This is a genomic window from Cellvibrio sp. (assembly GCF_039207905.1).
Lineage (GTDB): Bacteria > Pseudomonadota > Gammaproteobacteria > Pseudomonadales > Cellvibrionaceae > Cellvibrio.
This window is the reverse complement of the sequence record NZ_JBCECX010000019.1, coordinates 11,889-24,364: the sequence shown is the minus strand read 5'-3', so window position 1 is coordinate 24,364 and position 12,476 is coordinate 11,889. Positions and strand designations below refer to the sequence as shown.

The following is a 12,476-nucleotide window of genomic DNA, read 5'->3' as shown; positions in this document are numbered from 1 at the left end:
ATGCTTAAATACATCCCTACCCCATGCGTAATTGTGGACATAGAAACAACTGGGGGTAACGTGACCCATGATCGTATTACCGAGATCGGAATAATCGAAGTCACCGAAGATGGAGTGAAAGAATGGTCCACTCTAATTAATCCACGCGCTCACATACCTGAAGGAATACAATTACTCACCGGCATAACAAACGAAATGGTGCTCGCCGCGCCCTACTTTGAACAAGTAGCAAAAGAGATATTATTGCGCCTTCAAGGTAAATTATTCATTGCTCACAATGTACGTTTTGACTATGGTTTTATTCGTAACGAATTCGCTCGTTTAGCTTATTCATTCAAATCAAAGCTTATGTGTACAGTAAAGCTTTCCCGATTTTTATACCCGGATAGCAACGGCCATAGCCTTGAAAAAATAATCGCTCGCCATCAAATCTATGTCACCCATCGTCATCGCGCGCTCGACGATGCAAAAGCCACGCTTAAATTCATGGCGATTGCTGAAGAGGAAAAAGGTGAAGAGTTAGTCAAGGAAGCAATAAAACACCAATATCGTAAAGAAAGCATGCCCGCAAATTTTGATTCAACCTTGATTCTTGAATTACCCAATTCGCCAGGAGTCTATTATTTCTGGGGAGAAAAAAAGGAACTTCTTTACGTAGGAAAAAGCATCAACATTCGCAAACGAGTTCTTTCACATTTCACCGCTGACCATAAGTCATCTCGGGAAATGAAAATTTGCCAACAGACTCGAAATATCACATTTGACAAAACCACTGGCGAATTGACAGCGTTAATACTTGAATCCAGAAAAGTAAAAGAGCTCCAACCGATTTACAACCGCAAACTACGAAGAATAAGTAGTTTCTACAGCATTCAGCTAGAAGAAGGACACGATGGAATATTGAAGCCACAGATAGTGTCGATATCCGAAATGCCAATAACAAGAAAAAAACTATATGGGTTATTTCCCTCAATTAAAAAAGCCAATCAGGCTATTCAATCTATCTGCAACGAACGTAACCTTTGTTATCAAGTATGTGGCTTTGAAAAGACCAACAATCGTGCATGCTCAAGCCATCAACTGAAAAAATGTAAAGGCTTCTGCGTCGGGAAACAACTTGCATTGCAACATAACGTCGAGCTTTTAGATGGACTGGCGTTATTAGCGTTGAAAACCTGGCCATATAAAGGACCGGTTTCAATACTTGAAGAGGATGCCTCAGGTCAGCAGAAATACTTGGTGGTTGATAATTGGTGCGTATTGGGTATTGCTGACTCACCCGCAGATCATGCTGAAATCCTTCCATTCACCTCAGAACCTCTGCTGGATAGAGACATATATCGCTATCTTGTGAACGAGATATTTTCAAAAAAAACTTCGGTACGCATTACCCCCCTAAAATAAAGAAAAATTTCTTAATTGATTGCACAGCAATGACAGAAAGAAAATGTCAGCTGTAACCCCAGAATTTGGTGATCTAAAACCTTCCCCGGTTCGTATACACGAACAGCCAGAGCTTTGGCGAAAATTTATACATAACGACCTATATTGCGCTCATAACTACTAAATTTGATAAAAATGCCAACGTTAAAAAATATGAAGGCCTTACCCGTTAAGGACCAGTTGATCATATGCGTTACTGATGCTCTAACATGTAGAAACAGATATCTGGAAGCCTTCCCGCGCTTCAGCCGTAGTGGGAAGCTTATTTACATCAGGTGCACATCAAAAAGACCTGACCAAACTGACTCTTTCAAACTTGTGATTCATTACGACGAACATGGAAATATCCGCTCTATTAACGACAGGATTCCGGTGAACGTGAGCTGCGACGAGATCAATTATGAGCACATTCACACTGAACTTTTGAAATTTTTTCGCTCATCGCGTGACGGGTCAACTTGAACGTAAATAACATTCTTTCAGTTCAGTGTAGCCTTCATTCGGCTCAAACTTAGACGCGCAAAATAATGATCAAACGCCCAAGTTCTATATCTATTTTTTTGTAAGTAACTCGGATACATAACGCCGAGTTTAGCCCAAGCCGCCGATGGTTTTGAATGTAGCTAATAGCAGTTAAGTGCTAAATGGCATCAACCTAGTTTTCCTATCCAAATTATTACTGCCCCATTGTGTGTCACTTATTAACACATTTTCTTCCGATTGGATTGAAAAAAGCATGGGCGTATACTTTATCGGCACTTACTGTTCGCCCTTCAACAAAGATACATTTTCTATAATCAGCGCTAAAGGAGTACATAGAATGATTATCACCAAAAATTTTTATCGATTAGCTACGCTAGCGTTAATATCTGCACTAACAACATTCACTGCACCCAGCTGGGCAATTCCTCTGACATTTGATTTTACCGGTACAATTAGCAATACCGTTCTTATTTCCAAAATACAACAAACACTAGCCACGTCACATCCACAATGGAATGGTCTACAAGTCACCGGCACTGTAACTATGGATTTGGATGAATCATCAGCAAGTCCCTACAACGGCCTAGGCTATTCCCAGTACTCCACCCAAGAGGATATTTATCCCTACGCAGACTGGATGTCGTTTAGCGTGACGAATCCGGATGGCAGTATTCTTGACATTTCAGATTCAATTCCAATTACCCCCGAACCCGATCTTGAGGGAAACAATGCTTACACACACCTCGCCCATCAATCTTACTTATATGGAGACAGCGGGTTTTATGCCCAGCGCATATACAATAATTTTGTGCCCTATCCAAGAAATAGCGCTGCTTTATCTCTCAGAGCTGTCGATGATAATGCGCGCTGGTTAACTAGCAGTGCCAATTACAATGATGTCATCATAAAACCCGAGTTCGCCAATCATGATAACTATGGCTGGATTTATCAGCTAAACGATCTGGGTATAGGACACGAGTATTATTTCAGGATTGATTCACTTAAAAGAAGGCCGGCAGAAGTTCCTGAACCATCAATCTGGCTACTATTTATTTCCAGCTTGTTATTGATCCAAATGAAAAGACTTAAATTATCTTCTTATTCATGATGTAGACTTCGTTATCGCATGTTGGCCTTGGATAAGAATTGTCACTCAAAGCTGGCAATTCTTATTAACAGGCAGCTATCTAAAAAGTCATCCACGCATTTAATTTCGACCAAAAGTAAACGTCGACTCACCTTCAATTTTAAAGCATCGAAAAAAATCGAAACAATGGTGGCAAATGACGATTGATAATAATGTAGTAACCTTCATATTTCATTTTCCAATCCGCTAACACCTCAGTTAATGACCCGCACTCAAACTATTATCCCATGATTAAAAATAAATATTTATAGTGGAATACTCGATTTCCGCTTTCGGCGTAGCAGTCCATGACATCAAGCTTGACGTCAATTACCGCAGCTTGCATCACTACGGGAGCGTTACTTGTAGTAGTTTTAACTGGAAAAAAATTACCAATGAATGGGTTGTTCAGACGGGAAAGCCCAAAGTCATATAAAGGCACGCCACTACTATTATTGAAAAAAACTCGTAGAGATATGACGCTAAGCGCCTTTAGGTAGTCATTAATATTGAGGTTTTTTTAGTGCCAATTGCGCAAGACTAGATGCTGATCGACAATCTAATTGGTACGATGATTTGTGAGTGCTGGGGACCAGATTTCCTTGCTGCACCGATCACACTGAGCTTCGCATCCGCTTTCAATTAAATGAGGGAACCCACAATTTACACAACAATAAAGACCGGATTGTGTAGCAATTTTGTATTCATCTCGATGTTCGGGAGGCAATACAGAAAGACCAGAGCGAATATTTTCTGTGGAAAAGAAATAAAGACTAACGTCTCCATCTGTTTCTACTATCGCTAATCTCACTTGCCCCAAGTGTTCTACACCTCGCTGACGAAACTCCATTAACAGTTCGCCTGATGAAATATTTAATTTTTTTAAAGATTCAAGCTGGTAAAGACCATCTTTTACAACGGTGATAGGAACACCTTCGATCAAAGCATGAAGATGCTTATTCCGGCCAATAGCAAAAATTGTTAAGCGGTAAATTAACAGTAGTGTTAGAAATACTACTGCTACCGGCAGCAAAGCCACATCGTGATAGAAAGATACGTCACCAGCAGCAGAACCTAGCGTGAGAATTATCACCAACTCAAATAACGAAAGCTGCCTTATCCCTCGCCGTCCGCTGCATTTTAAAAATAGGAACACAGCTATAAACGCTAAGCTCGCCCGAAAGGCTACTTCATAAAGGAATGAAACTGGAAGTTCATTTATCAATATTCGTTGTAAATCGAAAGAGCTCATATTTACCTGTAAGTGTTTCCGATTTTATTCACGTGTTTCTATTACACCGAAGCAAATTCAGCATCGGATGCCAACCATACATATTCATCAATCGGATCAGAATGAAATAATCGCAATACCGAATAAAGAACAACAGTGACTAATAGCAAAATTTCAACTCACCGTCATTAATGGTCGGCGCACTCCAATAGAAACGTTTGTTGCTAAAACACTACACCGCTCTTAATGCAACCAAACACGCATTAACGAAAGCAACTGTGCGACATCAACAGGTTTAGTGATGTAGTCAGACGCCCCTGCGGCAATACACTTGTCTCGATCTCCTTTCATCGCTTTTGCGGTAAGTGTAATGATTGGCAAGGCTTTGAACTTCGGGATACGACGAATTGCACGCATTGTGTCGTAACCATCCATCTCGGGCATCATGATGTCCATTAGAACAATCTCGATATCAGAATCTTTTTTCAGAACTTCAATTCCATCGCGACCGTTTTCAGCAAATAACACTTTCATATTCTGCCTCTCAAGCACAGAACTCAACGCAAAAATATTACGCAGGTCATCATCTACCACAAGCACTTTCCTGCCAGCCAAGCCACTGTCCGCTGCACGCATTGCATCCATCATACGACGCTGGGGTTCTGGCATGTTTGCATGGGCGCGGTGCAGAAATAATGAAGTCTCATTAAGAAGACGCTCGGGTGAATTAGCATCTTTAATAATAATTGTTTTTCCGAGACGCTTTAGTTTGGTTAGCTCCTTGCGTTCCAAATCTTTCGCTGTGTACACAACAATAGGAATATCTTTTAACGCATCGTCTTTCACAATCGTGTCAATAACATCAAAGCCACTAATATCAGGCAACGTCAAATCCAACACTACGCAATCGAATTGCGCACTAGACAATGCATCAAGTGCCTCTTTACCACTCGCAACTGCATGAATATCAACGTCAGCAGTGCCGATAAGCTCAACAACATTATTACGCTGAACTTCGTCGTCCTCTACTACCAATAGTCTTCGCTTATCGAGCTGCGCGTAACGCTGGATTCGTAAAAACTCCTGCTGCAAACGTTCATTGGAAATTGGCTCCGGGAGATATGAAACAGCTCCGAGCCGAACAATGTGCTCACGATCTTCGTCTTGTAATGCCACAGTAATTTCATCCGAACCAGAAATAGCATGCACAGGAATGTGACGTGTAGCAGGATCACGTTTAAGACGCTCCAGAATGGTGAATCCATCCGCATCACTCAACCGGAGCTTGAGTAAAATGGCACTAGGTAAATAGTCGCGGGCTAGTGTTAAAACAGATTCACCGGAAGAAGTAACAATCCCTTTAAAGTTTTGCGCGCGCGCCGTGTCCAACAACAAGCTCGCACGATCAAAATCGTCTTCAACAATCAGCACCGATGGAGCACCCGCGACGACCAAAGCTCGATCATCAAATACCGGATTAACAGTCAGATCCGCAACAACAATATTACTTTCAGCTGGCTGCTCATTATGGTTTACTGACCTACGCATTGGCTCAGCACGATCTACGTGAGCATTTTTGTGCTGTGTAAGAAACTGAGTCGTGCTCGAATTGGTGAAAGCCTCATGTGAAAATTCATTCCTTTGATAGGGAAGGAACAGTGTAAAGGTACTACCCACATCTATTTCGCTTTCAACACGAATTTCTCCGCCTAATAAACGCGCCAATTCGCGGCTAATTGATAAGCCTAAGCCAGTACCACCGTATCGACGGGCGGTACTACCATCTGCTTGCTGGAATGCCTCGAAAATTAATTGGAGTTTGTCTGCGGCAATGCCGACACCCGAGTCAGTTACACTAAATGCCAATACGGCATCAACTTGTGACAAAGTTGGATGATCTGCCGTCCATCCTCCATCTATTAAACTGATATTTAATGTCACCCGCCCACGCGAAGTGAACTTGAACGCGTTAGATAGTAAATTTTTAAGGATTTGTTGCAACCGAGTACTGTCGGTCATTACTGACGGAGGCAGTGAATTATCAAGTTCAATGGAGAAGCCAAGTTGTTTTGCTTCCGCCATATGGCGGAAGGTACGCTCCACATAATTACGGATGGTTTGGAAGCGATATTCGCTGATGTCAAGAGTAACGGTCCCTGATTCAATTTTTGACAGGTCAAGAATATCGTTAATGAGCGTTAACAAGTCGCTACCAGAACCATGGATAGTGCGTGCAAACTCAACCTGTTTATCGGAGAGGTTGCCGTTCGGGTTATCGCTCAATTGCTGCGCAAGGATTAACAAACTATTTAACGGTGTACGCAACTCATGGGACATATTGGCAAGGAATTCAGATTTATATTTGGAAGAAAGTGCAAGCTGGCTCGCCTTCTCTTCCAATTCCATTTTAGCCTGTTCAACCTCGGTATTTTTTCTTTCCACCTCAAAGTTTTGCTCTGATAACAAGCGTGCTTTTTCAGCAAGTTCCTGGTTGGTTTGTTGCAATTCCTGCGCAAGCGATTGCGATTGGGTCAACAAACTTTCAGTGCGACTGTTTGTTTCAATGGTATTCAATACTACGCCGATGGATTCCATTAACTGATCAAGAAACGACAAATGTGTTTCAGTAAAACGATCTAGCGAGGCAATCTCAATAACGGCTTTTACTTGCTGTTCAAATAAAATCGGCAGCACCACAATATTGTTTGGAGTTGCTGACCCAAGCCCGGATGAAACCTGAATGTAATCACCAGGAACGTCAGTTAGCAAAATGCCCGCTTTTTCTTTTGCACATTGCCCCACCAAACCTTCGCCAGGAAGGAAAGATGTTGGCAATTTACGGTTTGAACGATAGCCGTAGCTTGCAATCATGCGCAGTCGGGAATCTTTTGTGCTGGAGTCCATCATGTAAAACACGCCGTGATGTTCATTCACCAGCGGCGCCAATTCAGACAAGATCAATGAGGTCACCGTCTCTAAATCGCGTTGGCCTTGTAGCAAGCGCGTGAAGCGCGCAAGGTTAGTTTTGAGCCAGTCTTGCTGCGCATTTTTTTGTGTGGTTTCTTTCAGGTTGCGGATCATTTCATTGATGTTATCTTTCAGATCCGATACCTCACCAAGTGCTTCAACTTGGATCGAACGGGATAAGTCACCGCGTGTTACCGCCGTCGCCACTTCTGCAATTGCACGCACCTGCGTTGAAAGGTTTGCCGCTAATTGGTTTACATTTTCGGTGAGGTCTTTCCAGGTTCCCGCCGCACCGGGCACGCTCGCCTGCCCGCCCAGTTTTCCTTCTACACCCACCTCACGCGCCACAGTGGTGGCCTGATCGGCGAAGACTGCAAGCGTGTCAGTCATTTCGTTAATGGTGTTGGCGAGTGCCGCAATTTCACCTTGCGCTGCTACCGTTAGTTTTTTCTTGAGATCGCCATTGGCTACCGCTGTTACCACGCCCGCAATACCACGCACCTGTGCGGTCAAGTTTGCAGCCATAAAATTCACGTTATCGGTCAGATCTTTCCAGGTACCTGCTGCACCTTCCACTTGCGCTTGTCCGCCAAGTTTTCCTTCAGTCCCTACTTCACGCGCAACGCGCGTTACTTCCGATGCAAATGACGAGAGCTGATCTACCATCACGTTGATGGTATTTTTTAATTCAAGGATTTCGCCTTTCACGTCTACGGTAATTTTTTTAGACAAATCACCGCGCGCTACCGCCGTAGTTACCGCTGCAATGTTACGCACCTGATCGGTCAGATTCGACGCCATGAAATTTACGTTATCAGTGAGATCTTTCCAGGTACCCGATGCACCCGGTACGTTTGCCTGCCCACCTAAACGACCTTCAGTACCTACTTCCCTCGCTACCCGCGTTACTTCCGATGCAAATGAACGCAGCTGATCCACCATGGTATTGATGGTGTCTTTTAATTGCAGAATTTCGCCTTTGGCATCGGCCGAAATTTTCTTAGAGAGGTCACCGTTTGCTACTGCGGTGGTTACATCGGCGATATTACGCACCTGTGAGGTCAGATTACCGGCCATTGAGTTTACTGAGTCGGTAAGATCCTTCCAGGTTCCCGCTACACCGGATACATTTGCTTGCCCACCGAGCTTTCCTTCCGTTCCCACTTCACGCGCTACACGCGTTACTTCCGATGCAAACGACGAGAGCTGATCCACCATTACGTTAATGGTGTCTTTCAATTCAAGAATTTCACCTTTTGCATCCGCCGTAATTTTTTTGGACAAATCACCACGCGCTACCGCTGTAGTTACGTCGGCGATGTTACGTACTTGACCGGTCAAGTTGGATGCCATGAAGTTCACATTGTCGGTAAGATCTTTCCACGTTCCGCCAACACCTTTTACTTGCGCTTGACCACCGAGCTTCCCTTCTGTTCCCACTTCCCGTGCTACACGTGTTACTTCCGATGCAAATGAGTTGAGCTGATCCACCATCACATTGATGGTATTTTTCAATTCAAAAATTTCACCTTTTACATCTACCGTAATTGTTTTGGATAGGTCACCGTTTGCTACGGCTGTAGTTACTTCAGCAATGTTACGCACTTGGTCGGTCAAGTTACCGGCCATGGAATTCACTGAATCCGTAAGATCTTTCCAGGTTCCTGCGACGCCGGACACGTTTGCTTGCCCACCAAGTTTTCCTTCCGTCCCCACTTCACGCGCAACGCGCGTTACTTCCGATGCAAACGACGAAAGCTGATCTACCATCACGTTGATGGTATCTTTCAATTCGAGAATTTCACCTTTTACATCCACGGTGATTTTTTTAGAAAGATCGCCCCGCGCTACGGCGGTGGTTACCTCAGCAATATTGCGCACCTGACCCGTTAAGTTGGAGGCCATGAAATTCACGTTATCAGTGAGATCTTTCCAGGTTCCACCAACACCCTTTACTTGCGCCTGACCGCCAAGTTTTCCTTCTGTTCCCACTTCACGCGCAACGCGTGTTACTTCAGATGCAAACGACGAGAGCTGATCCACCATTACGTTGATGGTGTTTTTCAATTCGAGAATTTCACCTTTAGCATCGGCCGTAATTTTTTTAGACAAATCACCACGCGCTACCGCTGTAGTTACGTCGGCGATATTACGTACTTGCCCCGTCAAGTTACCGGCCATCGAGTTCACTGAGTCGGTGAGATCCTTCCAGGTTCCTGCAACGCCAGATACATTTGCCTGCCCGCCGAGCTTACCTTCTGTCCCCACTTCCCGCGCAACGCGCGTTACTTCCGATGCAAACGAGTTGAGTTGATCCACCATCACGTTGATGGTGTTTTTCAATTCGAAAATTTCGCCTTTTACATCTACGGTAATTGTTTTGGAGAGATCACCATTTGCCACCGCCGTAGTTACCTCGGCGATGTTACGTACCTGGTCGGTCAAGTTACCCGCCATCGAATTCACCGAGTCGGTCAGATCCTTCCAGGTTCCCGCCACACCGGACACATTTGCCTGCCCGCCGAGCTTTCCTTCGGTACCCACTTCACGCGCTACACGCGTTACTTCCGATGCAAACGACGAGAGCTGATCCACCATCACATTGATGGTGTCTTTCAATTCGAGAATTTCACCTTTTACATCCACGGTGATTTTTTTAGAGAGATCACCCCGCGCTACAGCGGTGGTTACCTCGGCAATATTGCGCACCTGCCCCGTTAAGTTGGAGGCCATGAAATTTACATTATCGGTGAGGTCTTTCCAGGTTCCACCAACGCCTTTTACTTGCGCCTGACCACCGAGCTTTCCTTCTGTACCCACTTCACGCGCTACACGCGTTACTTCCGATGCAAATGAGTTGAGCTGATCCACCATCACGTTGATGGTGTTTTTTAATTCGAGAATTTCACCTTTTACGTCCACAGTAATTTTTTTGGAGAGGTCGCCTGTCGCCACCGCCGTCGTTACGTCGGCAATGTTACGTACTTGCGATGTCAGGTTTCCCGCCATGGAATTTACCGAATCGGTCAAATCTTTCCAGGTTCCTGCAACACCTTTTACTTGTGCCTGCCCGCCAAGCTTTCCTTCTGTTCCTACTTCTCGCGCTACACGTGTTACTTCCGATGCGAATGAAGAAAGCTGATCCACCATCACGTTGATGGTGTCTTTTAATTGCAGAATTTCGCCTTTTACATCCACAGTAATTTTTTTAGAGAGATCACCATTTGCCACCGCTGTAGTTACGTTAGCAATGTTACGCACCTGATCCGTTAGGTTCGATGCCATGAAGTTCACGTTATCGGTGAGGTCTTTCCAGGTTCCACCCACACCCGGTACATACGCTTGTCCGCCCAATTTACCCTCGGTACCCACTTCACGTGCTACACGCGTTACTTCCGATGCAAATGAACGCAACTGATCCACCATGGTGTTGATGGTGTCTTTCAATTGCAAAATTTCGCCGCGTACATCCACGGTGATTTTTTTAGACAAGTCGCCATTAGCAACCGCAGTAGTTACGTCAGCAATATTACGCACTTGCGACGTCAGGTTACCGGCCATTGAGTTTACTGAGTCGGTCAAATCCTTCCAGGTACCGGCAACACCGGGAACATTTGCTTGCCCACCAAGCTTACCTTCTGTGCCCACCTCACGCGCAACGCGCGTTACTTCCGATGCAAATGACGATAGCTGTTCCACCATGGTGTTTGCCGTAGTTGCAGAGCGAAGGAATTGTCCTTTCAGTGCACGACCATCAACGTCAAGCGCCATGGTTTGTGACAAATCTCCTTTTGCTACTGCGCCAATAACTCGGGCCATTTCGGTAGTGGGACGCACAAGATCGTCGATCAATGTATTCACAGAATTGACAATTGTGGTCCATCCACCCGAGGTAGATGAAATAACCGCACGCTGCGAAAGGCGTCCCTCACGGCCTACTTCACGGCTCACTTCCGCAATTCCTTTTGCCAACAGCTCGTTAGATTCCATAATTTCATTGAGCGTGTCAGCTACCTTGCCTGGCATTCCGGTGAGATCACTTGGCATACGCGCAGAAAAATCACCTTTCTTAAGCGCCATCAGCACGTGCAGCAACCTTTTAACATCTAGCTGCTCATCCAATTGCACAGCGAGTTCCATAACTGTCTCCTGGTTTTATAAATATAAGGAAAGGTAAATTGGTTGATTTTCAGGGAGCGCTTGAATTTTATTTAAAGTTACTTTTGGATTTTCGACGTCGGTTTTTATCCAAAATGGCCACAATGATAAAGCTGTAGGAAATTACCCGAATGATGTAATAGCTCGGCGAAGCTTCATGCAAATTAGGAAACAGTTCCAATGACACACGGTTTGCACCTTCAATGAAAAAAGAGAGTGCAAAAAATAGAAAAAACTTGTCAGAAGTTGCCCGCCAAAAGCGCAAAAAGAATAATCCGATGACAAAGCAACAAGCCGCAATGGCTCCAATTAACATTTCGTTCATACGCATTACTCGTCAAATATTAATCCATATAATAAAAAGCACACCGCGACCAAAGAAACCGAGAGCCGAAGTGTAAGCATATGCTCTTCCAGAAAAATCAACTTGTCGGCGACCATCAAGAGGTTGTTGATGGTTAATGCAACAAAACAAAGCCCAGCCCATAACAACAATCGATACCTGCTGTCAAAATAGCTTCGGAGTAACAATATTGCGCATACCGACGAGGTCACTGCACAAAGCGCATATATAAAGGGTGCCATCATTTATCCTTATGCAACTTAAAGGCATCTGCAAACATTTGAACACGTTGGCCGGAAGATGATTTCGCATGAATCATATTCGTCACCTGTATTAAATTGCGCGGGTAAAATTCCGAAAGCTCGTCAATTAACTGAGCCAATTCGGAAGTGATGGGAGCATAAATAAACTCATCGTTCACCCCAGAGGATGATTTACAAACTCCTGCATCACACAACTCTCTAAGCATCACCGCCACCTGGGACTGGCTCACATACATTCGCTGCGCTATCACAGCGATATTCCAAGCCTGTTCTGGAGACTGATGCAACAGCAACATTATCTCCAGATGAGGGATCGAGACTATTGTGTTGATGAATCTACGCAATTCATTTGATAATTCGGAGGAATTCATAGCTACTTAAACGGTAGGTGAATCGATAGAGAAACAAAAACATGAGAGGCTTGGCCACTTAACCCATGGGACAAATTTTTCGACACAGCAC

At 44.4% G+C, this 12,476-nt stretch carries 7 protein-coding genes; 2 read left to right on the top strand and 5 right to left on the bottom strand.

Annotation, left to right across the window (positions count from 1 at the left end; translation table 11 throughout):
• Entirely contained in the window at nt 1-1,404 is a 1,404-nt protein-coding gene (locus tag AAGC78_RS12820) for an exonuclease domain-containing protein (protein WP_435784481.1), read from the top strand.
• Between the two features lie 859 nt (nt 1,405-2,263).
• Nucleotides 2,264-3,034 carry a hypothetical protein gene (locus AAGC78_RS12815; RefSeq protein WP_435784480.1) on the top strand — a complete coding sequence of 257 codons (771 nt, stop codon included), beginning with the start codon at nt 2,264-2,266 and terminating at the stop codon, nt 3,032-3,034.
• Nucleotides 3,035-3,611: 577 nt separating this feature from the next.
• Here AAGC78_RS12815 and AAGC78_RS12810 read toward each other — a convergent pair.
• From AAGC78_RS12810 to AAGC78_RS12790, 5 genes are all read right to left on the bottom strand, one after another.
• Nucleotides 3,612-4,304 carry a DUF421 domain-containing protein gene (locus tag AAGC78_RS12810; protein WP_435784479.1) on the bottom strand — a complete coding sequence of 231 codons (693 nt, stop codon included), beginning with the start codon at nt 4,302-4,304 and terminating at the stop codon, nt 3,612-3,614.
• A gap of 222 nt (nt 4,305-4,526) precedes the next feature.
• Nucleotides 4,527-11,390 carry a HAMP domain-containing protein gene (locus AAGC78_RS12805; RefSeq protein ID WP_435784478.1) on the bottom strand — a complete coding sequence of 2,288 codons (6,864 nt, stop codon included), beginning with the start codon at nt 11,388-11,390 and terminating at the stop codon, nt 4,527-4,529.
• A 67-nt stretch (nt 11,391-11,457) separates the two neighbouring features.
• Nucleotides 11,458-11,733 carry a DUF5985 family protein gene (locus tag AAGC78_RS12800; RefSeq protein ID WP_435784477.1) on the bottom strand — a complete coding sequence of 92 codons (276 nt, stop codon included), beginning with the start codon at nt 11,731-11,733 and terminating at the stop codon, nt 11,458-11,460.
• A gap of 5 nt (nt 11,734-11,738) precedes the next feature.
• Complete coding sequence (locus tag AAGC78_RS12795) at nt 11,739-11,993, bottom strand: DUF5985 family protein (RefSeq protein ID WP_435784546.1); 255 nt, start codon at nt 11,991-11,993, stop codon at nt 11,739-11,741.
• Nucleotides 11,993-12,385, bottom strand: a complete 393-nt coding sequence (locus AAGC78_RS12790) for a hypothetical protein (protein ID WP_435784476.1) — start codon at nt 12,383-12,385, stop codon at nt 11,993-11,995. The genes AAGC78_RS12795 and AAGC78_RS12790 overlap by 1 nt, the downstream gene beginning before the upstream one ends.
• Nucleotides 12,386-12,476 lie beyond the last annotated feature (91 nt).

What these genes read in the sequence shown, in the direction of transcription:
- AAGC78_RS12820 (WP_435784481.1), top strand. Translation starts at nt 1, where the DNA reads ATGCTTAAATACATCCCTACCCCATGCGTAATTGTGGACATAGAAACA.
- AAGC78_RS12815 (WP_435784480.1), top strand. Translation starts at nt 2,264, where the DNA reads ATGATTATCACCAAAAATTTTTATCGATTAGCTACGCTAGCGTTAATA.
- AAGC78_RS12810 (WP_435784479.1), bottom strand. Translation starts at nt 4,304, where the DNA reads ATGAGCTCTTTCGATTTACAACGAATATTGATAAATGAACTTCCAGTT.
- AAGC78_RS12805 (WP_435784478.1), bottom strand. Translation starts at nt 11,390, where the DNA reads ATGGAACTCGCTGTGCAATTGGATGAGCAGCTAGATGTTAAAAGGTTG.
- AAGC78_RS12800 (WP_435784477.1), bottom strand. Translation starts at nt 11,733, where the DNA reads ATGAACGAAATGTTAATTGGAGCCATTGCGGCTTGTTGCTTTGTCATC.
- AAGC78_RS12795 (WP_435784546.1), bottom strand. Translation starts at nt 11,993, where the DNA reads ATGGCACCCTTTATATATGCGCTTTGTGCAGTGACCTCGTCGGTATGC.
- AAGC78_RS12790 (WP_435784476.1), bottom strand. Translation starts at nt 12,385, where the DNA reads ATGAATTCCTCCGAATTATCAAATGAATTGCGTAGATTCATCAACACA.